This is a genomic window from Sulfuricystis thermophila, assembly GCF_004323595.1.
GTDB classification, from domain to species: domain Bacteria; phylum Pseudomonadota; class Gammaproteobacteria; order Burkholderiales; family Rhodocyclaceae; genus Sulfuricystis; species Sulfuricystis thermophila.
Genome location: NZ_AP019373.1, coordinates 820,792 through 841,790, shown reverse-complemented (window position 1 = coordinate 841,790; position 20,999 = coordinate 820,792). Strand labels below are relative to the sequence as shown.

Genomic DNA, 20,999 nt, shown 5'->3' with positions numbered 1-20,999 from the left:
GGCTGGCGGAGCGTTCCAGTTTTCCGCCAGCAGCAACTTCATTGCAACAATCGCACTTCCCGCTGCGGGAAGGGAATCTCGATCCCCGCCGCCTTGAAGGCCCGCCAGATCGCCAGATGGATGTCGGACTTGATCTGCAGCGTGCCTTCGGCGGGATCGGCGATCCAGAACCCCACTTCGAGATCGATGCCCGAATCGGCGAAACGGACGACGAAGGCCTTCGGCGGCGGATCGGCGAGTACGCGCGACTGCGCTTGCGCCGCCTCGACGAGGATCGCCAGTGCCTTTTCCAGATCGCTGCCGTAGGCGACCTGCACCTGGGTGGCGATGCGCACCTTCGGGTCGCTGAAGGTTTCATTGTTGATCACCGAGCTGACCAGCATCTCGTTGGGCACGATCGTCTCGATGCCCGTCATGCCGCGCAACACCGTGTAACGTGTCGTGATGCGCGTGACGACGCCGCGCTGGCCACCGACCTCGATCAGGTTGCCGAGCTGGATCGAACGGTCGAGCAGGATGATGAAGCCCGATACATAGTTGGCGGCGATCTTCTGCATGCCGAAGCCCAGCCCCACGCCCAGCGCGCCACCGAATACCGACAATGCCGTGAGATCGATGCCGACCATCGGCAGCGCGATCAGCACCGCGAGCAGCGCCAACAATGCCCGAGTCAAGCGTGCCAGCACCAGGCGCAGATTGCCGTCGAGACTTTGCGCGCCCATCAACCGCGCTTCGATCACCCCCCCGGCCCACAAGGCGACCAGCAGCGTCGTCAGCACCGCGCCGACGCCTTGCAGGATCAGCCACAGATTGAGCCGCGTGCGGCCGAGCGTGAAGCCGATCCCTTCGAGGAACTCGATCAATTGCGGCATCAGACCGAGAATATGCAGCGCCACCCCACTCCACACCAGCAACGCGAAACTACGCTCGAAGCCTGCGAGCCAGGGCGCCGTGGCGGAAAAGGTGTGGCGCACGACGAACATCACGGCGCGAATGACCAGCAGCGAAGTCAGCAGCGGAACCGCCAGGCTGAGCAGATTCACGTGATGCCACTGCGCGAGCAGCGGCCGCGCGGCGAGCACCAGGAGCAGCATCACCGCCGGTAGGCCGATACGCTTCAGACCCCGCTGGCCGAAACGTCGCGCAGCGCTTTCTGTCCCGCCTGCGTGCGCGAAGCGGGAATGCACCCAGCGGTCGAACAGCCAGGCCAGCACGAAACATCCGGCCAGTACGGCGACCTGCCAGAGCACGTCGGGCTGTTGCAGATCGTCCCAGAGATCCAGCAGCAGCCGGCCGAAGGGTTCCGTTGCCGCGCTCATGGCCGAACCGCCTCGGCAAAGGGGATGGCCTCGGCGTGATGACGCCGCCAATTGGCGAAATAGACCTGCGCCAGCGCCGGATTGTCGCGCAGGATCAAGAGGTTCTCGGCATTGCGCGCCTGCGCCGACCAGGTGAAGTTGTAGCTGCCGGTGATGACCACGGGATGATCGCTATCGACGTCGATGAGCAGGATTTTGTTGTGGGCAGCAGCATAGCGGGTTTCCAGCCACACCGCGATACCCGCCGCGGCGAGCTTCTCTATCTGGGAGTTCTCGCCGTTGACCACCATCTCCCTGTCGGCGAGCACCTCGACCCTGACGCCGCGCGCATGGGCGGCAATGAGCGAGCGGGCGATGCTGCGGCTGGAGAGCAGGAACATCTGCACGTGCAAACTGCGCTGCGCCGCATCGATCGCCCGCAGCACCGCGCCTTCGGCGTCGTCCCAGGGTGTGAACAGCACCTCGATCCGGCCGACGGCCGGCACTTCGACTGCCGCGGCGGCGGGCGCCAGCACCAGCAGTCCAATCAGCAGCCACGCCTTCATTTCGCCCGCTCCAGCACTGCGGCATAAAAGCCATCGGTGCCATGAACGTGCGGCGACAAATGCAGGTCCTCGCCTTTGAGGTCGAGCGAAATGCCCTGCCCTGCGAGCACCTCGCGGGCGGAATGTCGCGCAAACTGCGGCTCCTTGGCGAGAAAAGCATCGACGATGGCCTCGTTCTCTTCGGGCAGCAGGCTGCAGGTGGCATAGACGAGCCGCCCGCCAGGCTTGACCAGGCGTGCCGCGGCGGCGAGGATCGCGGCCTGTTTGGCGGTCAACTCGGCGACGTCCTGCGGCGTCTGCCGCCATTTCAGATCGGGATTGCGCCGCAGCGTGCCCAGTCCCGAGCAAGGTGCATCGACCAGCACGCGGTCGCACTTGCCGGCCAGACGCTTGACGTGCACGTCGTTCTCGTTGGCGATCACGACGGGATGGACGTTGGAGAGCCCCGAGCGCGCCAGGCGCGGCTTGAGTTTCGCCAGACGCCTGGCCGACACATCGAAGGCATACAGCCGCCCCGTCGAGCGCATCGACGCGCCGAGCAGCAGCGTCTTGCCGCCGGCGCCGGCGCAGAAATCGACGACCATCTCGCCGCGTTTGGGAGCGACGAGATGGCCAAGGAGCTGACTGCCTTCGTCCTGCACTTCGATGCTGCCATCGAGAAACAGCAGGTGCTTCGCCAGCGCCGGCTTGCCGGCCAGCCGGATGCCCTCGGGCGCGAACGGACAGGGCGCCGCGGCGATGCCCTCGCCATCGAGCCGCGCCAGCACATCGTCACGCCGCGCCTTGAGGGTATTCACCCGCAGATCGAGCGGCGCCGGCTGGTTCAGCGCCCGGGCGAGCGCAATGAGTTCGTCCTGCGACATCAGCGCTCCGAGACGCTCGACCAGCCAGTCGGGCAGGTCGGTCTCTTCGCCGAGCGTCAATGCCGGCTCCGGTTGCGCCTTCAAGGCGGCGAGCCACTCGGCATCGCGCTTCGGCAGCGCCGTATCCAGCATGCGCAGGCTGATACCGCCATGGCGCACCAGCGCCGCGAGTACCAGTTGCCGCACATCGGCCTGCGGGCCGACCCAGGCCGCCAGCGAACGCTTGCGGCGCAACAGCGCATAGGCGGCCTCGGCGATGAAGGCGCGTTCGCGCGGCCCACAATGGCGGGCGCGGAAAAAAGCCGACAACACGGCATCGGCCGGCTGGCGGAATTGCAGCAACTCGCGGCAGGCGTCGACCGTCAGGTCGATCAGGCTGGAAGACAAAGTTTTCATCGTGGCAGATCCGTGTCGGCAATGGGCAATCCGGGTTCGATGGCGATGACGATCTGGTCGAAGACCTCGCCTTTGCGGTCGCGATGGCGGATTTTCAGTGGCAGGCGCGTTTGCTCATCCAGCCACAGCTCGGTGACATCCTCGCCGGGCCGCCCCAGCACCGAGAGATGACGCACCGGCCGAGCGCCCAGCGGCGTTTCGAGCCGGGACACCTCATCCACCGTGACATGGTAGTTCGCCAGCTTGCGGGTCGTCGCCACGCTGACGGCATATTCCGGCGTATCGAGCGGCAGTCCGGCGAGCTGGAAGAACACCGACAGCAGATCCTGCACGCCCGCCGCGAACGGCGCGCTGCCACCGCGGGGAAACACGACACGCCCCTCCTCGGCCTGGAAGCGCACATGTTCGGTCTCCCGACCTTCGCGCTCGACCATGAACTCCGCGGGCCGCACGCCGTGGGCATCGAAGCCGCCGCGGCTGGTCTGGACGACCTTCGCCGGCCGGAACAGCGCGACGAGGCCGGTGGTTTCGGCGATGGTTTGCAGCAGATAGTGCGCCTCATTCCACTCCCAGCGCTGCTCGGTCTGACCGATGACGAACCCCTGCTCGCCGCGCGTCACCTGATAGACGATGCGGCCGCTCGGGGGCCAGCGAATCTCGAAAGTCGGCGCTGGCGGGACGGCACCCTCGGCAGACGAAGCAGACTCGGCGACCGGCGCTGCTGCCGTATCGGCGGGCGGGATTTCCGGCTCGGCCGGCATGGGCGGCGAGGAGAGGACCGGCTCGGGTGCCGGCAGACTGGCGTCCGGCAGATCCAACGCTGGCGGCACTGGCGGCGCCGACCGCGGTTTCGCCGACTTGCGCGGCGGGCGTTTCTTTGCCACCGGGGTTGCCTGGGGCGCCGCTGGCGTCATGGGCGCCGACACCAAGGTCGCTTCGAGACGGGCCGGTTCGTTCTCTCCTTCCAGCGGCAGGGACCAGCCCGCCGATAGCAACACGCCGAGATGCAGCGTCAGCGAGGCAGCCAGCGCCAGCCAGAACGGCAGCATCGTCTTGGAATTACGCGGGAACCCGCAAGGCGAGATCGGCAGAGGTGGCATCGTCATCCCAGACGACCCTGCCGTCGACGAGCCGGCAACGGCCTTCGAGCACCGCCCGCGCGGCTTGCGGGTAGATGATGTGCTCCTGCCGGAGCACCCGTGCCGCCAGAGCGTCCGGCGTATCTCCCGCCAGCACCGGCACGGCGGCCTGGATGATGATCGGTCCGCAATCGAGCGCCGGCGTGACGAAATGCACCGTGCAGCCATGCACGCGCACCCCGGCGGCGAGCGCCGCCTCGTGCGTGTGCAGGCCCGGGAAGGCCGGCAGGAGCGAGGGATGGATGTTGATGAGCCGGCCGGCGAAGTGTGCGACGAAGTCCGGGGTCAGGATGCGCATGAAGCCGGCGAGCAGGACCAGTTCGCCGCCCACGCGCTCGATTGCCTCGGCCAGCGCGGTATCGAAGGCTTCGCGGGAAGGGTACTGGCGATGATCGACGACGCGCGTCGGCACGCCGCGGCTGGCAGCCCAGGCGAGCCCGGCCGCCTCGGGCCGGTTGCTGATCACCGCGACGCATTGGCCGGGCAGCCGGGCTTCGAGGAGCGCCTGCATGTTGCTGCCGCGGCCGGAGATGAGGATCACATAAGAATTCATGAGCGCTATTTGACGGGAAGGAAGACGGCGGTCGCAAGACTGTGCACGACCTTGACGACGGTGCGATTCGATTTGTCGGCGACGATTTGCGACAGGAGGTCGAGGCTGCCGATCAGCCGGCCGAATTCGCGTTCGAAACTGAGGTTCTGGATCGGCCCCATTTCGTTGGAGAGCAAAAGCGGCGTGCCCGCCGGCAGCTCGCCTTCGGGCTGGCTGCGACGCGCATTGGCGAGCTTCCAGGCGGCGATCTCGACGTTGCGGGCCGCATTGTAGAGCCGCTGGGCATCGAGGTCGTCGAGAATGAAAAATTCGGTCTTGCCGTCGAAGGCGTCGAAGAGCATCGTGTTGAGACCGCCGATGAATGCGGCGACGCGATCGTGCGCATAATCCTCGCGCAGGCCGGCGAGAATCAGCGCCGTGCCGCGCCGGCCCTCCGGTTCCGGCGAGCGGCCGAGGCGCTGCGGATCCGTCAGTTTTGCCAGCGCCGCCTCGCGGCTGGGATGGCCGCCTTTCTTCCATTCGCGTGGATTGCGCCGGTAGAGCTTGTCGGCCAGTCGTGCGAGGCTGGCGAACACCTCGCGCCGATGTAGGTCGGCAATGCGGTCGATGTCGGTCTTGGCGAGCTGTCCAGGGCTCGACAGGCAGGCGGAAAGAAGCGTTGAACATGAAACGGCCAGCAGCAAACTGCGCCGCTTCATTGGCGGGCCGCGGCGAGCCGCGCACGCAGCCAGCCGATCGCCATCGGCATCACCGAGACGAGAATGATGCCGACGATCACCAGCGACAGATTGTTCTTCACCAGCGGCAGGTTGCCGAACCAGTAACCGGCGAGCGTCAGCGAAAACACCCAGAGCACGGCACCGAGCAGGTCGAACGCGAAATAGCGCGCATAGGTCATGCGCGCGATGCCGGCGACGAAAGGCGCGAAAGTGCGCACCAGCGGCACGAAGCGCGCCATCGTCATCGTCAGCGGGCCGTAGCGCTCGTAGAAGGCATGGGTCTTCTCGTAGGCGGCGCGGTTGAAGAAGCGCGAGCCCTCGCCCCAATGCAGGATGCGCCGACCGACCCAGCGGCCGATCCAGTAATTGGCGTTGTCGCCGAGCACTGCGGCACTCATCAGCACGGCGATCAAGACGGTGATGTCCATGCCGCCCGTCGCCGCCAGCGCGCCGGCGACGAACAGCAAGGAGTCGCCCGGCAGGAAAGGCGTCACGACCAATCCGGTCTCGCAGAACACGATCGCGAACAGCAGCGCATAGATCCATACCCCATAGTCCGCCACCAGCAGCGCGAGATGCCGGTCCAGATGCAGGACGATGTCGAGAAATTGAGCAATGAGCTCCATGATGGCGGCAGTTTACAATGCACGGGCCCATGTCCCGCATCCACCCCCTTCCCGACCTCCTGATCAGCCAGATCGCCGCCGGCGAGGTGGTCGAACGTCCTGCCTCGGTGCTCAAGGAACTGATCGAGAACAGCCTCGATGCCGGCGCGAGCCGGATCGACGTGCAACTCGAGGAAGGCGGCGTCAAGCTGATCCGCGTCGCGGACGACGGCGGCGGCATCGACGCCGAGGACTTACCGCTCGCGCTCGCCCGTCATGCGACGAGCAAGATCGCCACGCTCGACGATCTCGAACGCGTCGCCAGCTACGGCTTTCGCGGCGAGGCATTGGCCTCGATCGCCTCGGTCGCGCGGGTCACGATCACCAGCCGCACGGCGGATTCTCCCCACGCCTGGAAACTCGATGCCGAAAGCGGCGCAGTGAAACCGGCTGCCCTGTCCGCCGGCACGGTAGTGACGGTCGCCGATCTCTACTTCAACACGCCCGCGCGGCGCAAGTTCCTCAAGTCGGTGGCCACCGAGTTCGCGCACTGCGATGAGGTGCTCACGCGCATGGCGCAGGCCCGTCCCGAGATCGGCTTCACTCTCGCCCACAACGGCCAGGTGCGCCGACGCCTGCCGCCCGTCGATCTGGCGCGCCGCACCCGGGAACTGATGGGGGAGGCCTTCTTCGCCCACGCCCGGCAAATCGACAGTGCAGCCGGGCCGTTGCGGCTGTCCGGTTTCGCGGCGCTGCCCGCCTATGCGAAGAACACGCGCGCCGAACAGCTCTTTTTCGTCAATGGCCGCTTCGTGCGCGACAAGCTGCTCGCCCACGCGGCACGCGCCGCCTATGCCGACGTGCTGCATGGCGCGCTGCATCCCGCCTGGGTGCTGTTCCTCGACATCGACCCGATGCTGGTCGATGTCAATGTCCATCCGGCGAAGACGGAAGTGCGCTTCCGCGATGGCCAGGCCGTGCACCAGTTCGTGTTCCACGCCCTGCAGCGGGCGCTGGCCGAACCGCTGGCCGCCGCAAAAGCCCCGGCGAGTGCCGTCCCGCCAGCGCCGACTTTCGTAGCGCAGCAGACGAGCTTTTCCGTACGCGAGCCGGAAGCCGCCGCCTATCTCGAATTCGTGCAACGGGCGTTTGCGGATGCGACTCCGTCAGCGCCGGCCGTCGATAGCGTCGACCACCCGCTCGGCCACGCGCTCGCGCAACTTTCCGGCATCTACCTCCTGGCGCAGAATGCCAAGGGACTCGTGATCGTCGACATGCACGCCGCCCACGAACGCATCCTCTATGAGCAGCTGAAGGCGGCGGCCGATGCCCGGCCGGCGACGCAAATGCTGCTGGTCCCGCTGCTCGTTTCGGCAAGCCCCGCCGAGCTCGCCTGCGCCGAGGAACATGCGGCGACCCTCGAGCGGCTCGGCTTCGAGATCGCGCCCGCCGGCCCTCGGCAACTCACAGTGCGGGCCGTGCCGCAGCTTCTCGCCGGCGGCGATGTCGAGTCACTGATGCGTGCGCTGCTCGCCGAGCTCGCCGAACATCCGGCCAGCCATGTGCTCGAACAACATCGCAACGAAATCCTCGCCACGCTGGCCTGCCATGGCGCGGTGCGCGCTCACCGCCGCCTTTCCCTACCGGAAATGGATGCGCTGCTACGCGCGATGGAGGAAACCGAGCGCGCCGACCAGTGTAATCACGGCCGGCCGACCTGGATTCAGCTTTCGCTCGCCGAACTCGACCGCCTGTTCATGCGCGGTCGCTGAGGGGGCGAATTCAACCCAGATTATCCATTAGACCGGGCTGATTCACCATGGGCATGCAAAACGATCATTTCAGCGCCCTACACGGCGGCTTTCGGGCTGCGGGCGGCATCTTCGCGCCCCCGCTCCTCGCCAATAGACACCGTTATTGGCTCGTCGCGGGAACGCAAACTTGCTCGCCCTCGCCTGCGAAACCCGCTCGTGTTCCAATGGACAATCTGGGTTCAATGCAACGAAACCGGCTGGAAGAGAATGGCATCATGGGCGTCGAGGAAGTCTTCATATTCCTCTTCATCGTGCGCCCGGGTCAGGAACTCCCTGAATTCCTCGCGCATGCGCTTCGCGACCGCGCCGCGCAGCAATCCGATCCGGCCATTGCGCTTGTCGAGGATTTCGAGCGCATCGATACCCGGATAATCGATCAGATACAGCTGCGGATTGTTGAACAGGATGTTCATACGCCCTCCTTCAAAACTCTCGTTTCGTAAATGGGCATTGACGTGTCGATTTCAACTGCGACGAATCCCGCCCTGCCGCCCGCCATCGCCCTAATCGGTCCGACCGCGAGCGGCAAGACCGAGCTGGCGCTGGAAATCGCCCGCCGCTTTCCGGTCGGGATCGTCAGCCTCGACTCGGCGCAGGTATTCATCGGCATGGACATCGGCACTGCGAAGCCGGACCGCGAGACGCTGGCGCGTTTCCCGCACCATCTGATCGACCTGATCACCCCGAGGAACGCTACTCGGCCGCCCAATTCCGTCGCGATGCGCTGCGCGTGATGAGTGAAATCGCTACACGCGGCAAGGCGCCGTTGCTGGTCGGCGGCACGATGCTCTATTTCAAGGCCTTGATCGCAGGGCTCGCCGACTTGCCGCAGGCCGATCCGGGAATGCGCGCCGCGATCGACGCGGAAGCCGCACATCGAGGCTGGCCGGCGCTCCACGCCGAACTGGCAAAAGCCGATCCGCTCACCGCCGCGCGGCTGGCGCCCACCGACAGCCAGCGCATCCAGCGCGCGCTCGAAGTGCTGCGGCTCACCGGCCGGCCTTTGAGCGACTTCTGGCAACGGCAGGAAATGAATGCCCTGCCCTTCCGGCTGCTGACGATCGCCCTCGCCCCCCCGCAACGGCATGTCCTCCACGAGCGCATCGCCCGGCGCTTCCACGCGATGCTCGCCGCCGGCCTCATCGGCGAGGTCGAGGCATTGCGCGCCCGCTACCGGCTTTCCGCCGACTTGCCTTCGATGCGCTGCGTCGGCTATCGCCAGGTTTGGGAGATGCTGGAGGGACGGCTACCCGCCCGGGAACTCGCCGAGCGCGGCATCTTCGCCACCCGACAGTTCGCCAAGCGGCAGCTCACCTGGCTGCGCGCATTCCGGGATGCGGGTGTAATTGACCATGAATTCGACCTCGAATCGGCCTTAGGGGATGCGCAGGCGACTGCCAGAATACTGTCGGCAGTCGAATCCCATCTGAAACACGCGCCCCGCGCCAACGCATGACCGTTCAGTCCATACCGGCCGAAGAGCTCGAAAAATACAGCACGAACCATCGTCGCGAGATCCTCTTCTATCTGCATCAGCTGATCAAGGATGGGGAACGGGTCAGCGTCGTGTTCAACGAGGGCAAGGACATGCTTCTCACCGTGCTGCTCGCGGTCGATGAGGACAACGACCGGCTGATCTTCGACTGGGGCGGCAGCGAAGAAACCAACCAGAAGCTCTTGAAGAGCGAGCGCAACTTTTTCATCTGCGCGCCGCATGGGGTGAGAAACCAGTTCATGACCGGCGCGGTCCAGGAGACCGTCTTTCAGGGTCGGCGCGCTTTCGTCACCCAGTTGCCACAGCGCTATACCCGCTTGCAGCGGCGCGAATTCTTCCGCCTGGTGCTGCCGCTCACCCGGCGCCCGATCTGCACGCTGCCCGCACCGGAAGGCCAGACGCCGCTGCAACTGCCGGTGATCGACATCAGCATCGGCGGGCTGGCGATGGAAATGCCCGATCCGCATCCCCCCTTCGAAGTCGGCCAGCAGCTGCCGGGCGCCCTGATCGAATTCCGCAGCGGGTTGCGTCTCGTCGTGACGCTGGAGGTGCGCAACGTCGGACCGCTCGAACGCGGCAACAAGGTCGTGGGGCGCATCGGCTGCCGCTTCGTCGATCTACCGCGCCAGGACGAGCATCTGTTGCAGCACTTCATCACCGAGGAACAGCGTGAGGAACGTGCCCGGCTCGGCGGCTAATATTCAGCAGATCAGGGTCTGCGCCTGTCCCGGCTGGCGCGCTTCGATGCGGCCCAGACGATAAACGGTCTCGCCGGCGGCAGTGAGGAATTCCGCGGCCGGCACAGCATCTTCGGCGGCGACGATCACCACCATGCCGATGCCGCAGTTGAACACGCGGTGCATCTCGTCGTCGGCGACGTTGCCCTCACGCTGCAGCCACTGGAAGAGCGGCGGCAGCGGCCAGGACGCGCGCTCGATCACCGCCGTGACGTTCTCCGGCAGCACGCGCGGCACGTTGCCGGTAATGCCGCCGCCGGTGATGTGCGCCATGCCCTTCACCGTCAGCCGTTCCATCAGGGCGAGCAGCGGCTTGACATAGATGCGCGTCGGGGCGAGCAGCGCCTCGGCGAGGGGTTTGCCATGGAAGTCGGCGTAAAGGTCGGGTTTCGCGCGCTCGACGATGCGGCGGATCAGCGAATAGCCGTTGGAATGTGCGCCGGAGGATGCCAGCCCGAGCACGGCGTCGCCTGGCTGGATCGAGCGGCCGTCGACGATCTTCGCCTTTTCGACGACACCGACCGCAAAGCCGGCCAGATCGTATTCGCCTTCCGGGTACATGTCTGGCATCTCGGCCGTCTCACCGCCGATCAGCGCACAGCCGGCGAGCTCACAGCCTTTCGCGATGCCTTCGATCACCAATGCAGCAGTGCCGACATCGAGCTTGCCGCAGGCGAAGTAGTCGAGAAAGAACAGCGGTTCGGCGCCCTGCACCAGGATGTCGTTGACGCTCATCGCGACCAGATCCTGGCCGACGGTGTCGTGACGGTTGAGCTGGAAGGCGAGCTTCAGCTTGGTGCCGACGCCATCGGTGCCTGAGACCAGCACCGGCTCGCGATACTTCTTCGGCAGGTCGCACAGCGCACCGAAGCCGCCGATGCCGCCGAGCACCTCGGGACGCAGTGTGCGCTTCGCTGCGGGCTTGATGCGTTCCACTAGCGCGTCGCCGGCATCGATATCGACACCCGCGTCACGATAGGTCAAGGAGGAAGATGAATTCATGGTCGAAGGCCGGCTGAAAACGAAACGGGCGGATTTGCGGCGATAATTCGCATTGCCGCAAGCAAGTTGCGCGCGGATTCTACCGGAATCACCTCATCGCCCACACACTGCCTTGACCCAACTGCTGCTCGATCTGCGGCCCAATCAGCCGCCCTCCTTCGACAATTTCATCGTCGGTGAAAACGCCGAGCTGGTGGCGCGGCTGCGCCTGCTCGCCGAGCCAGGCTGCTTCGATGCGATTTACCTGTGGGGTGCGACAGGCTGCGGCAAGAGCCATCTGTTGAGCGCGACCGCCGCGAGCGCCCTGCGGCGACGGCCGGTGCTGCTCCTTTCGGGGTGCCGTTCCGCCAGCGCCGATTTCCACGCGCCGCCAGGCGGCCTGCTGATCGTCGATGAGGTCGACGCGCTCGATGCAGACGCACAAGTGGCGCTGTTCCGCATCTTCAACACCGCGCGGCTGATCGGTCTCGGGCTGCTGCTGGCCGGCGGCAAGCCGCCGACCAAGCTCGAGCTGCGCGAAGACTTGCGCACACGCATCGGCCAGACGCTGATCTACGCCGTCAAGACGCTCAACGACGAGGAGAAGGCCGCCGCGCTGCGCCGCCATGCGCTCGAACGCGGCCTGAAAGTGGACGACGGTCTGGTGCGCTACCTGCTCGCCCACGGTCGGCGCGATCTGCCCTCCCTGATGGCGGTACTCGACCACCTCGACCGCACGACCCTCGAACGCAAACAGCACGCCACCCTGCCCTTGCTCAAGGAAGCCCTGCAACTCACCCTCGTTCCCACTGACGATGAATCTCGCCCTGTTTGATCTCGACAACACCCTGCTTGCCGGCGACTCCGATTTCGAGTGGGCGCAGTTCCTGATCTCGAAAGGGGTGCTCGACCGCGAAGTCCATGAAGCAAGAAACCTGGCTTTCTACGAAGACTACAAGGCGGGCACGCTCGACATCCACGCCTTCCTGAAATTCCAGCTCGCGCCGCTGGCGCGCCACGATCGCCGCCAGCTCGACGCCTGGCATCGCGAGTTCATGGCCACACGCATCCTGCCGCTGATCACCCCGAGCGCACGCCAGCTCGTCGCCCGCCACCGTGACGACGGGGATCTGTGCGTGATGGTCACCGCGACCAACAGTTTCGTCACCGGCCCGATCTGCCGCGAATTCGGCATCCCGCACCTCATCGCCACCGTGCCGGCCTGCGAGGACGGGCGTTTCACCGGCGCGCCGCGCGGCATCCCCGCCTTCAAGGAGGGCAAGATCACACGTCTGAACCTCTGGTTCGAAGAAATGGGGCTGTGGTGGGGCGCTTTCGAACACAGCACTTTCTACAGCGATTCCCACAATGATCTGCCGCTGCTCGAACGCGTCACGCACCCGGTCGCCGTCGACCCCGACGACACTTTACGCGCCCATGCCGCCGCGCGCGGCTGGCCGATCCTGTCACTTCGGGTATGATGCGCGCCTCATGATCCGCAAGCTGTTGCGCCGCGTCTTCAGGCGCGGCGAACCCACCCCGCACCCGGTCGAGATCATCGGCCCCGAACAGCATGGCATCCATCCGCAGGAAGTGTCACTGGCCGCGCGCCGCACCTGCGAGGCGCTGCAGCAGGCCGGCTTCAAGGCCTATGTCGTCGGCGGCGCGGTGCGTGATTTGATCGCCGGCATCGATCCCAAGGATTTCGACGTCGCCACCGACGCCACGCCCGAGCAGGTGCGCGGCCTGTTCCGCCGCGCCCGCATCATCGGCCGGCGCTTCCAGATCGTGCATGTGATGTTCGGACAGGAGACCATCGAGGTATCCACCTTCCGTGCCGCCCACGACGAGCATACGCTGAAGGACGAACATGGCCGCGTGCTGCGCGACAACGTCTGGGGCACGATGGAGGAAGACGCCGCCCGCCGCGACTTCACGATCAATGCGCTCTACTACGATCCTGCCACGCAACAGGTTTTCGATTACCACCACGGCGTGCGCGATCTGCAGCACAAGACCCTGCGCATGATCGGCGATCCGCGCGCGCGCTACCGCGAAGACCCGGTGCGCATGCTGCGCGCGGTGCGCCTCTCGGCGAAGCTCGATTTGCGCATGGACCCGACCGTCGAGGCGCCGATCCGCGAGATGGCCGGGCTGATCGAGAACGTGCCGGCCGCGCGACTCTTCGACGAAATGCTGAAACTGCTGTTCTCTGGGCATGCCGTCGAATGTCTGAAACGCCTGCGCGAGGAAGGTCTGCACCATGGCCTGCTGCCGCTGTTGGACGTGATCCTCGAACAGCCGCTGGGCGAGAAATTCGTCATGCTGGCGCTTGCCGACACCGACCGACGGGTGCGCGAAGGCAAGCGCACCTCGCCGGGCTTTCTGTTCGCCACCCTGCTCTGGCACGAGGTGCTCGCCAACTGGGAAGCGCGCAAGCAAAACGGCGAACCGGCCCTGCCGGCGCTGCATGCGGCGATGGACGAAGTGCTCGACACGCAGGCGGAAAAGCTCGCCATCACGCGCCGCATCATCGGCGACATCAAGGAGATCTGGCTCTTGCAGCCGCGCTTCGAAAAACGCGGCGGCCGCGCGCCGTTCCGCCTCATCGAGCAGCCGCGCTTCCGTGCCGCCTGGGATTTTTTGCGTCTGCGGGCGGAAAGCGGCGAGCTGCCCGAAGAAATCGTCGATTGGTGGGCGCGCTTTGCCGAGGCCGACCATGCCACCCGCGAAGCGATGCTGAAACCCGAGACCGCCGGCACGAAGAAACGCCGGCGCCGGCGCGCCAAAAAGCCCGCCGAATGCCCAGCCAGTGCCGTTTCACCAGCGCCGAGTCTGAACGAGTGAGCACGCCATGACCGCCATTGCCTATATCGCGCTCGGCGCGAACCTCGGCGATCCATTGCGCACGGTGCGCGCCGCGATCACTGCCCTGCAAGAGATGCCCGATGCCCGTTTCATTGCCGGCTCCTCGCTCTACCGCACCGCGCCGGTCGGCCTGAAGCATCAGCCGGACTTCATCAACGCCGTCGTCGAGCTCGAGACTGCACTCGCCCCCGCCGAGCTGCTCACCCGCCTATTCGCCATCGAGGCCGCATTCGGGCGCGTACGCTCGATCCGCAACGCGCCACGCACGCTCGATCTCGACCTGCTGCTGTATGGCGACCAGATCCTCGACCTGCCCGAACTGACGCTGCCGCATCCGCGCATGACCGAACGCGCCTTCGTGCTCGCGCCGCTGGCCGAGATCGCACCCGATCTGGCCATTCCTGGTCGCGGCCCGCTCGCTGCCTTGCTGCCGCAGGTGGCCGACCAGCGCATCGAGAAGTTGCCATGAGTTTCCTGAAAGGCCTCCCCGTCCTTTGGCAGACCGTGCTGCTGCTGTCGGCATCGAACGTCTTCATGACCTTCGCCTGGTATGCGCACCTGAAGAATCTCAACGACCGCCCGTGGTGGATCGCCGCGCTGGCATCCTGGGGCATCGCGCTGTTCGAATACCTGTTGCAGGTGCCGGCCAACCGCATCGGCCATCACGAACTGTCGCTGCCGCAGCTCAAGATCCTCCAGGAAGTCATCGCGCTGACGGTGTTCGTGCCCTTCGTCGTCTTCTACATGCGCCAGCCGCTCAAACTCGACTACCTGTGGGCGGCTTTGTGTATCCTTGGCGCCGTCTATTTCATCTTTCGCAGCCCATAGATGACTTATCTCGCCTCCAACAAGCCGGTCACCCTTCCCGGCCTCGCCCGCATGAAGCATGCCGGCGAGAAGATCGCCATGCTGACCTGCTATGACGCCAGCTTCGCCGCGCTCGAAGACCGCTGCGGCGTCGATGCGATGCTGGTCGGCGATTCGCTCGGCAACGTCATCCAGGGCAGGACTTCGACGCTGCCGGTGACCATGGAGCACATGGTCTATCACACCGAATGCGTCGGCCACATGGTGCATCGGGCGATGGTGATCGCCGACATGCCGTTCGGCGCCTATCACGAATCGAAGGAGCAGGCGATCAGGAATGCCGGCCGATTGCTCGCCGCCGGCGCCGAGATGGTCAAGCTCGAAGGCGGCGAGGTGATGGCGGAGACCGTGCATTTCCTCGTCGAACGGGGCGTGCCGGTCTGCGCGCACATCGGCCTCACACCGCAATCGGTGCATGCGCTCGGCGGCTACCACGTGCAGGGGCGCGATGAGGCCTCGGCGGCGCGCATGATGAACGATGCGATCGCGCTCGAACAGGCCGGTGCGGCGTTGATGGTGCTGGAAATGGTCCCCTCCGCGCTGGCTGCGGAGATCACGCGCACGCTCAAGGTCTGTGCGACGATCGGCATCGGCGCCGGCCCCGACTGCGACGGACAGGTGCTGGTGCTCTACGACATGCTGGGTCTCTACCCCGGCAAGAAAGGCCGTTTCGTCAAGGACTTCATGCTCGAGGCGCAGAGCATCGAAGGCGCCGTGCGCGCCTATGTCACCGCCGTCAAGGAAGGCCGCTATCCCGCCCCCGAACACTGCTACTGATAAACCGCAAAGATGCAGATTCATCACGCCATCGCCGGCCTGCGCGCCGCGCTGAAAGACGCCGGCCGCATCGTCTTCGTGCCGACCATGGGCAATCTGCACGAAGGCCACATCATGCTGATGAAGCAGGCCCGCGCGCACGGCGACTGCGTGGTCGCCTCGATCTTCGTCAACCGCCTGCAATTCCGTCCCGGCGAGGATTTCGACAAATACCCGCGCACGCTCGAAGCGGATTGCGAGAAACTCGTCGCCGCAGGCGTGGACCACCTTTTCGCCCCAGCGGAAGAAGAGCTCTATCCGACCCCGCAGCGCTATGTCGTCGAGCCGCCGGCCGAACATGCCAGCATTCTCGAGGGCGAGTTCCGTCCGGGCCATTTCCGTGGTGTGGCGACCGTGGTGATGAAGCTGTTCGCCATCGTCCAGCCGCAGGCGGCGCTGTTCGGCAAGAAGGATTACCAGCAGTTCTTGGTGCTCTCAGCGATGGTGCGCGAATTCGCCCTGCCGATCGAGGTGATTCCCGGAGAAACGGTGCGCGCGCCGGATGGCCTGGCGCTCTCGTCGCGCAACGGCTATCTCTCGCCAGCCGAACGCGCCGAGGCGCCAAGGCTGTATCGCTGCCTGTGCGAAGTCGCGCAGGCAGTGCGGGCCGGCAACCGCGACTTTCCGCGCCTCGAGGCCGAGGCCATGGCCGAGCTTTCTGCGCACGGCTGGGCACCCGACTACGTTGCCGTGCGCAGCCGAATTGATCTACAATCGCCGCCCACCGATGGCCCGGTGCCGCCATTGGTGGTTTTGGCAGCGGCCCGACTGGGCACGACGCGCCTGATCGACAATCTCGAAATCTGATTCCCCTCTTTTCCAATCTCGAGGCATTGCCATGAGCGAGCACATCCATTACGTCACCGACGCCAGTTTCAAGAGCGACGTGCTGGAATCTCCGATTCCGGTGCTGGTCGATTACTGGGCCGAATGGTGCGGCCCCTGCAAGATGATCGCGCCGATTCTCGACGAAGTGGCCAAGGAATACAGCGGCCGTCTCAAGGTCGCCAAGCTGAACATCGACGAGAATCCCAAGACGCCGGGCGAATATGGCATCCGCGGCATTCCGACCCTGATCCTGTTCAAGAACGGTAACGTCGAGGCCACCAAGGTCGGCGCGCTGTCGAAGTCGCAGCTCACCGCCTTCATTGACAGCAATCTCTGATCCCGTTACAGTCCGCCCGGAGTCGCGTGGCGCCAGCCGCTAGACGATTTCGGGCAGCCGGCCCTCCTCCGGCGCATCTCCCCACTCCCCAGTCGTTTTTTTCCGAGCCCAGCGCGCCCGCGCTCACGCACAACCATGCACCTTTCCGAACTCAAGACCCATCACGTCAGCCAGCTGATCGAAATGGCCACCGCTCTCGGCATCGAGGGCGCCAACCGTCTGCGCAAGCAGGAACTGATCTTCGCCATCCTCAAGGAACACGCCAGGAAAGGCGAGGTCATCTACGGCGACGGCTGCCTCGAAGTGATGAGCGATGGTTATGGCTTTCTGCGCTCGGCCGATACCTCCTATCTCGCCAACCCGGACGATGTCTATGTCTCGCCCTCGCAGATCCGCCGCTTCAACCTGCGCACCGGCGACACCATCGAAGGCGAAATCCGCACACCCAAGGACGGCGAGCGCTACTTCGCGCTGGTCAAGCTCGACAAGGTGAATGGCGAATCGCCGGAAGTCTGCAAGAACAAGATCCTGTTCGAGAACCTGACGCCGCTGCACCCGACCGAGCACCTGAAGCTCGAGCGCGACATCAAGGCCGAGGAAAACATCACCAGCCGGGTGATCGACATCATCGCGCCGATCGGCAAGGGCCAGCGCGGCCTCCTGGTCGCCCCGCCGAAGTCCGGCAAGACCGTGATGCTGCAGCACATCGCCCACGCGATCGCCGCCAACCATCCCGAGGCGGTGCTGATCGTGATGCTGATCGACGAACGCCCCGAGGAAGTCACCGAGATGCAGCGCACCGTGCGCGGCGAAGTCGTCGCCTCGACCTTCGACGAACCCGCGACGCGCCACGTGCAGGTCGCCGAGATGGTGATCGAGAAGGCGAAAAGGCTCACCGAGCACAAAAAGGACGTCGTCATCCTGCTCGACTCGATCACGCGGCTGGCGCGCGCCTACAACACCGTGCAGCCGGCTTCCGGCAAGGTGCTCACCGGCGGCGTCGACGCCAACGCGCTGCAAAAACCGAAGCGCTTCTTCGGCGCCGCGCGCAACATCGAGGAAGGCGGCAGTCTCACCATCATCGCCACCGCGCTGATCGACACCGGCAGCCGCATGGACGAAGTGATCTACGAGGAATTCAAGGGTACCGGCAACTCCGAGATCCACCTCGACCGGCGCATGGCGGAAAAGCGCGTCTATCCGGCGATCAACGTCAACCGTTCCGGCACCCGCCGCGAGGAGCTGCTATTGAAACCCGACGTGCTGCAAAAGGTCTGGGTGCTGAGAAAACTCATGTATGGCCTGGACGACCTGGAGGCGACCGAATTCCTGCTCGACAAGGTCAAATCTACCAAGAACAATGCGGAATTCTTCGACGCGATGCGCCGGGGCGGCTGATCACGGTTGATTTCCCGCCGCTTTTTCAGGATAATGCGCGGCTTTCCGCAACGAGCGCCGGCCAGCCCGGACAGCAATAAGGATAGTGAAATGAAAGAAGGCATCCACCCGAATTACACCGAGATCGAGGTGACCTGCAGCTGCGGCAACACCTTCAAGACGCGCTCGACCGTTGGCAAGCCTCTGCACATCGAAGTCTGCTCGGCCTGCCACCCGTTCTACACCGGCAAACAGAAGATCGTCGACACCGCCGGCCGCGTCGAACGCTTCAAGCAGAAATACAAGCGCGCCGGCGCGGCGGCCTGAACGGCATCGCCACCCCAAGCCAAGGCAGGTTCCCTGCATTGGCGTCATGACCAGGGCAGTCGTTCCAGCCCGTAGATCCTGCAAGGGCAGCCGCGGCTGCCCTGCGTTTTTTCCGCCACCATGAATTTCGCCGTGCCCGCCCAGCCGCACTCTCCCCGACTGCCGCTCGCGGTCGTCGTCGTGCTGGCGGCGATCTATCTGCTGACGGGCCTGCAGCACGACCCCTGGAAGTATGAGGATGCGATCCACATCGACATCGCCTGGGGTTTCCTCGACGATGGCCATTGGCTCGCTCCGGCGATCGCCGGGGAGCCCTGGCCGCATACCGCACCGCTCTATCACTGGGTGGCTGCCCTGTCGGGCAAGCTGTTCGGCGGACTGCTCGGCTTTCACGTCGCCGCGCGGCTGGCGACGACGCTGTTCGGCGCCTTGTTCCTCGTCGCACTGGCGGGTGCGGCACGCTGCTTCCATGGCGACAACGCCGGCCGGATCGTCGTCCTGCTCGCCTTGGGCACACTGGGGCTGCTGTTGCCGCTGCACGAAGCCCAGCCGGGCATCGCCGGCCTGGCGTTCGCCGCCTTGGCCTGGTGGGGCGCCGGACTGAGCCTGCAAGGCCGGCGGCTCGGCGCCGTCCTCCTCGGCCTGGGTCTCGGTCTGACCTTTCCCGCCCATGGGCTGGTGGGAGTGGTGATGGCGCTTGCCGTGCTGCCAGGGCCGATTCTGCGTCGTGACTGGGCAGGTTTCGCGCTCGCCCTGGCCATCGCCGTGCCGCTCGCTGCTGCCTGGCCCTGGGCGCTCCTGCAATCCTCTCCGGAATTCTTGGCGCAGTGGTGGCAAAACGAGCTCGCCGAAGTCACCCGTGGGCGAAATTGGCCCGCTGCGCAACACTTGGAGTACCTGGGCTGGGTGACCTGGCCGGTCTGGCCGCTCGCGCTTTGGAGTCTCTGGGTGAGTCGCCGTGAGCCGGTCAAGCTGGCATTGCCATTGCTCGGTGTGTTCTTCGGGCTCCTCTGGTTTCTTTCCGGTCCTGCGCGCAGCCTGGCGCTGTTGCCGCTGCTGCTACCCCTGCTGCTCGTCGCGGCGGCAGGCGCCGACCGGCTGCGCCGTGGCGCGGCGAATGCCTTCGACTGGTTCGGCTGGGTGACCTTCACCTTCTTCGCAGTCCTGATCTGGCTCGGCGCCAGCGCCCAGGCGCTCGGCTGGCCGGCCAAGATCGCGCGCAACTTCGCCCGTCTCGCGCCAGGGCATACCGTCGAGTATTCGTACGCCGCCCTGGGGTTTGCCGCCTTGCTGACGCTCATCTGGCTGCTGTTCTGGGGATTGCGGCGCGCCAGCTGGCGTCCCACGCTGCGCTGGGCAAGCGGTCTGACGCTGATGTGGGCGCTGATCATGAGCCTCTGGTCATCTTGGCTCGATCATTACAAATCCTACCGGCCGGTGGTTCAGTCGCTGCAGGCCGCACTGCCTGCCAGCGTCGATTGCATCGAGCGCATCGGCCTCGGTCACGCCCAGCGCGCCGTGCTCGACTATTACACCGGCATCCGCACGATGGAACCCAAGGCCGGCCGCCAGTGTGCCTGGCGGCTCGTCGTCGACCAGCGCGACCGCGTTACACCCGATGGCTGGCAGGAAGTCTGGCAAGGCCACCGGGCGGGCGACCGCAAGGAGCGCTGGTATCTCGACCAGCGTATCCGCGAGTGATCAGATTTTCAGGAGGTTCGCCCGGTAATACTTGAGCTCCTCGATCGACTCGTAGATGTCGGCCAAGGCCTCGTGCTTGCCGCCTTTCTTGACCCCCTTGGCGATCGCCGGCGCCCAGCGTCGACACAACTCCTTGAGCGTCGAGACATCGAGATTCCGGTAATGGAACCAGGCTTCGAGCTTCGGCATGTGCCGGGCCATGAAACGCCGATCCTGACAGATCGAATTGCCGCAGATCGGCGACTTGCCAGCCGGCACGTAACGTTTCAGGAAGTCGAGCGCCTGGGCCTCGACTTCGGCCTCGCCGAGCACTGAAGCCCGCACCCGCTCGATCAGCCCGGATTTGCCGTGGGTCTTCTTGTTCCAGTCGTCCATCGCCTCGAGTACCGCATCGTCCTGATGCACCGCCCAGACGGCGCTTTCGGCGATCACCTCGAGCTGGGAATTGGTGATCACCATCGCCAGCTCGAGAATGCGGTCGCGATCCGGGTCGAGGCCGGTCATCTCCATGTCGAGCCAGACGAGGGCGTTTTGGTCTTGTGCCATACTGCGCTTCGCTTCCGAAGTATTGAACCCAGATTATCCATTAGACCGGGCTGATGCGCCATGGGCATGCGAAACGATCATTTCAGCGCCCTACACGGCAGTTTTCGGGCTGCGGGCGGCATCTTCGCGCCCCCGCTCCTCGCCAATAGACACCGTTATTGGCTCG

The 20,999-nt window shown here is 65.3% G+C and carries 23 protein-coding genes and 1 pseudogene; 14 read left to right on the top strand and 10 right to left on the bottom strand.

Annotated features, from left to right (window positions below):
- Positions 1-38: 38 nt before the first annotated feature.
- Genes M52SOB_RS04325 through M52SOB_RS04295 form a run of 7 tightly spaced genes read right to left on the bottom strand, consistent with a single transcriptional unit; the run spans position 39 to position 6,160 of the window.
- Positions 39-1,319: a mechanosensitive ion channel family protein gene (locus tag M52SOB_RS04325; protein WP_131110733.1), complete on the bottom strand. Its 1,281-nt coding sequence runs from the start codon at positions 1,317-1,319 to the stop codon at positions 39-41.
- Entirely contained in the window at positions 1,316-1,864 is a 549-nt protein-coding gene (locus M52SOB_RS04320) for a phospholipase D family nuclease (RefSeq protein ID WP_131110732.1), read from the bottom strand. The genes M52SOB_RS04325 and M52SOB_RS04320 overlap by 4 nt, the downstream gene beginning before the upstream one ends.
- The gene (locus M52SOB_RS04315; RefSeq protein WP_131110731.1) at positions 1,861-3,123 is read right to left on the bottom strand and encodes an RsmB/NOP family class I SAM-dependent RNA methyltransferase; all 1,263 of its coding nucleotides are present in this window, start codon (positions 3,121-3,123) and stop codon (positions 1,861-1,863) included. Before M52SOB_RS04315 ends, M52SOB_RS04320 begins: the two co-directional genes overlap by 4 nt.
- Positions 3,120-4,229: a DUF3108 domain-containing protein gene (locus M52SOB_RS04310; RefSeq protein ID WP_131110730.1), complete on the bottom strand. Its 1,110-nt coding sequence runs from the start codon at positions 4,227-4,229 to the stop codon at positions 3,120-3,122. The genes M52SOB_RS04315 and M52SOB_RS04310 overlap by 4 nt, the downstream gene beginning before the upstream one ends.
- A complete protein-coding gene (gene purN, locus M52SOB_RS04305) occupies positions 4,183-4,815 on the bottom strand; it encodes a phosphoribosylglycinamide formyltransferase (protein ID WP_131110729.1) in 633 nt (210 codons plus the stop codon). The genes M52SOB_RS04310 and purN overlap by 47 nt, the downstream gene beginning before the upstream one ends.
- A gap of 5 nt (positions 4,816-4,820) precedes the next feature.
- A complete protein-coding gene (locus tag M52SOB_RS04300; RefSeq protein WP_284155199.1) occupies positions 4,821-5,513 on the bottom strand; it encodes a hypothetical protein in 693 nt (230 codons plus the stop codon).
- Entirely contained in the window at positions 5,510-6,160 is a 651-nt protein-coding gene (locus M52SOB_RS04295) for a DedA family protein (RefSeq protein ID WP_131110728.1), read from the bottom strand. The genes M52SOB_RS04300 and M52SOB_RS04295 overlap by 4 nt, the downstream gene beginning before the upstream one ends.
- Before the next feature lie 29 nt (positions 6,161-6,189).
- Between M52SOB_RS04295 and mutL the strand changes: the two genes are divergently transcribed.
- Entirely contained in the window at positions 6,190-7,911 is a 1,722-nt protein-coding gene (gene mutL, locus M52SOB_RS04290; RefSeq protein ID WP_131110727.1) for a DNA mismatch repair endonuclease MutL, read from the top strand.
- 221 nt (positions 7,912-8,132) lie between these two features.
- Here the strand turns inward: mutL and M52SOB_RS04285 are convergent, their stop codons facing one another.
- The gene (locus tag M52SOB_RS04285; protein WP_131110726.1) at positions 8,133-8,366 is read right to left on the bottom strand and encodes a DUF3567 family protein; all 234 of its coding nucleotides are present in this window, start codon (positions 8,364-8,366) and stop codon (positions 8,133-8,135) included.
- Positions 8,367-8,396: 30 nt separating this feature from the next.
- Here M52SOB_RS04285 and miaA point away from each other — a divergent pair.
- Positions 8,397-9,409: pseudogene (gene miaA / locus M52SOB_RS04280) on the top strand (tRNA (adenosine(37)-N6)-dimethylallyltransferase MiaA).
- Complete coding sequence (locus tag M52SOB_RS04275) at positions 9,406-10,146, top strand: flagellar brake protein (RefSeq protein ID WP_131110725.1); 741 nt, start codon at positions 9,406-9,408, stop codon at positions 10,144-10,146. Before miaA ends, M52SOB_RS04275 begins: the two are co-directional and overlap by 4 nt.
- A gap of 3 nt (positions 10,147-10,149) precedes the next feature.
- Here M52SOB_RS04275 and purM read toward each other — a convergent pair whose 3' ends face one another.
- The gene (purM, locus tag M52SOB_RS04270) at positions 10,150-11,187 is read right to left on the bottom strand and encodes a phosphoribosylformylglycinamidine cyclo-ligase (protein ID WP_131110724.1); all 1,038 of its coding nucleotides are present in this window, start codon (positions 11,185-11,187) and stop codon (positions 10,150-10,152) included.
- A 112-nt stretch (positions 11,188-11,299) separates the two neighbouring features.
- Here purM and hda point away from each other — a divergent pair, with 112 nt between their 5' ends.
- The 11 genes from hda to M52SOB_RS04215 all read left to right on the top strand — a co-directional run bounded on the left by hda (position 11,300) and on the right by M52SOB_RS04215 (position 20,287).
- Positions 11,300-12,001: a DnaA regulatory inactivator Hda gene (gene hda / locus M52SOB_RS04265; RefSeq protein ID WP_131110723.1), complete on the top strand. Its 702-nt coding sequence runs from the start codon at positions 11,300-11,302 to the stop codon at positions 11,999-12,001.
- Positions 11,982-12,647: a histidinol-phosphatase gene (locus M52SOB_RS04260; protein WP_131110722.1), complete on the top strand. Its 666-nt coding sequence runs from the start codon at positions 11,982-11,984 to the stop codon at positions 12,645-12,647. Before hda ends, M52SOB_RS04260 begins: the two co-directional genes overlap by 20 nt.
- Before the next feature lie 10 nt (positions 12,648-12,657).
- Positions 12,658-14,013, top strand: a complete 1,356-nt coding sequence (gene pcnB / locus M52SOB_RS04255) for a polynucleotide adenylyltransferase PcnB (protein WP_131110721.1) — start codon at positions 12,658-12,660, stop codon at positions 14,011-14,013.
- A gap of 7 nt (positions 14,014-14,020) precedes the next feature.
- Complete coding sequence (gene folK, locus M52SOB_RS04250; protein ID WP_131110720.1) at positions 14,021-14,503, top strand: 2-amino-4-hydroxy-6-hydroxymethyldihydropteridine diphosphokinase; 483 nt, start codon at positions 14,021-14,023, stop codon at positions 14,501-14,503.
- On the top strand, positions 14,500-14,862 hold the full coding sequence (locus M52SOB_RS04245; protein ID WP_131110719.1) for a DMT family protein: 363 nt from the start codon (positions 14,500-14,502) through the stop codon (positions 14,860-14,862). Before folK ends, M52SOB_RS04245 begins: the two co-directional genes overlap by 4 nt.
- Entirely contained in the window at positions 14,863-15,678 is an 816-nt protein-coding gene (gene panB, locus M52SOB_RS04240; protein WP_131110718.1) for a 3-methyl-2-oxobutanoate hydroxymethyltransferase, read from the top strand.
- A gap of 12 nt (positions 15,679-15,690) precedes the next feature.
- Positions 15,691-16,524 carry a pantoate--beta-alanine ligase gene (gene panC, locus M52SOB_RS04235; protein WP_131110717.1) on the top strand — a complete coding sequence of 278 codons (834 nt, stop codon included), beginning with the start codon at positions 15,691-15,693 and terminating at the stop codon, positions 16,522-16,524.
- A gap of 31 nt (positions 16,525-16,555) precedes the next feature.
- Positions 16,556-16,882, top strand: coding sequence for a thioredoxin TrxA (gene trxA / locus M52SOB_RS04230; protein ID WP_126444368.1), 327 nt, complete (start codon positions 16,556-16,558; stop codon positions 16,880-16,882).
- A 135-nt stretch (positions 16,883-17,017) separates the two neighbouring features.
- On the top strand, positions 17,018-18,280 hold the full coding sequence (gene rho / locus M52SOB_RS04225; RefSeq protein WP_131110716.1) for a transcription termination factor Rho: 1,263 nt from the start codon (positions 17,018-17,020) through the stop codon (positions 18,278-18,280).
- 90 nt (positions 18,281-18,370) lie between these two features.
- A complete protein-coding gene (gene rpmE / locus M52SOB_RS04220; protein WP_131110715.1) occupies positions 18,371-18,586 on the top strand; it encodes a 50S ribosomal protein L31 in 216 nt (71 codons plus the stop codon).
- 120 nt (positions 18,587-18,706) lie between these two features.
- Positions 18,707-20,287, top strand: coding sequence for an ArnT family glycosyltransferase (locus M52SOB_RS04215; RefSeq protein WP_131110714.1), 1,581 nt, complete (start codon positions 18,707-18,709; stop codon positions 20,285-20,287).
- Here the strand turns inward: M52SOB_RS04215 and orn are convergent, their stop codons facing one another.
- Positions 20,288-20,833 carry an oligoribonuclease gene (gene orn, locus M52SOB_RS04210; protein WP_131110713.1) on the bottom strand — a complete coding sequence of 182 codons (546 nt, stop codon included), beginning with the start codon at positions 20,831-20,833 and terminating at the stop codon, positions 20,288-20,290.
- Positions 20,834-20,999: the final 166 nt, after the last annotated feature.

Bases quoted from the DNA above. Each gene is read 5' to 3' on its own strand.
- M52SOB_RS04325 (WP_131110733.1), bottom strand. From the start codon at position 1,319: ATGAGCGCGGCAACGGAACCCTTCGGCCGGCTGCTGCTGGATCTCTGG.
- M52SOB_RS04320 (WP_131110732.1), bottom strand. From the start codon at position 1,864: ATGAAGGCGTGGCTGCTGATTGGACTGCTGGTGCTGGCGCCCGCCGCC.
- M52SOB_RS04315 (WP_131110731.1), bottom strand. From the start codon at position 3,123: ATGAAAACTTTGTCTTCCAGCCTGATCGACCTGACGGTCGACGCCTGC.
- M52SOB_RS04310 (WP_131110730.1), bottom strand. From the start codon at position 4,229: ATGACGATGCCACCTCTGCCGATCTCGCCTTGCGGGTTCCCGCGTAAT.
- purN (WP_131110729.1), bottom strand. From the start codon at position 4,815: ATGAATTCTTATGTGATCCTCATCTCCGGCCGCGGCAGCAACATGCAG.
- M52SOB_RS04300 (WP_284155199.1), bottom strand. From the start codon at position 5,513: ATGAAGCGGCGCAGTTTGCTGCTGGCCGTTTCATGTTCAACGCTTCTT.
- M52SOB_RS04295 (WP_131110728.1), bottom strand. From the start codon at position 6,160: ATGGAGCTCATTGCTCAATTTCTCGACATCGTCCTGCATCTGGACCGG.
- mutL (WP_131110727.1), top strand. From the start codon at position 6,190: ATGTCCCGCATCCACCCCCTTCCCGACCTCCTGATCAGCCAGATCGCC.
- M52SOB_RS04285 (WP_131110726.1), bottom strand. From the start codon at position 8,366: ATGAACATCCTGTTCAACAATCCGCAGCTGTATCTGATCGATTATCCG.
- M52SOB_RS04275 (WP_131110725.1), top strand. From the start codon at position 9,406: ATGACCGTTCAGTCCATACCGGCCGAAGAGCTCGAAAAATACAGCACG.
- purM (WP_131110724.1), bottom strand. From the start codon at position 11,187: ATGAATTCATCTTCCTCCTTGACCTATCGTGACGCGGGTGTCGATATC.
- M52SOB_RS04260 (WP_131110722.1), top strand. From the start codon at position 11,982: ATGAATCTCGCCCTGTTTGATCTCGACAACACCCTGCTTGCCGGCGAC.
- pcnB (WP_131110721.1), top strand. From the start codon at position 12,658: ATGATCCGCAAGCTGTTGCGCCGCGTCTTCAGGCGCGGCGAACCCACC.
- folK (WP_131110720.1), top strand. From the start codon at position 14,021: ATGACCGCCATTGCCTATATCGCGCTCGGCGCGAACCTCGGCGATCCA.
- M52SOB_RS04245 (WP_131110719.1), top strand. From the start codon at position 14,500: ATGAGTTTCCTGAAAGGCCTCCCCGTCCTTTGGCAGACCGTGCTGCTG.
- panB (WP_131110718.1), top strand. From the start codon at position 14,863: ATGACTTATCTCGCCTCCAACAAGCCGGTCACCCTTCCCGGCCTCGCC.
- panC (WP_131110717.1), top strand. From the start codon at position 15,691: ATGCAGATTCATCACGCCATCGCCGGCCTGCGCGCCGCGCTGAAAGAC.
- trxA (WP_126444368.1), top strand. From the start codon at position 16,556: ATGAGCGAGCACATCCATTACGTCACCGACGCCAGTTTCAAGAGCGAC.
- rho (WP_131110716.1), top strand. From the start codon at position 17,018: ATGCACCTTTCCGAACTCAAGACCCATCACGTCAGCCAGCTGATCGAA.
- rpmE (WP_131110715.1), top strand. From the start codon at position 18,371: ATGAAAGAAGGCATCCACCCGAATTACACCGAGATCGAGGTGACCTGC.
- M52SOB_RS04215 (WP_131110714.1), top strand. From the start codon at position 18,707: ATGAATTTCGCCGTGCCCGCCCAGCCGCACTCTCCCCGACTGCCGCTC.
- orn (WP_131110713.1), bottom strand. From the start codon at position 20,833: ATGGCACAAGACCAAAACGCCCTCGTCTGGCTCGACATGGAGATGACC.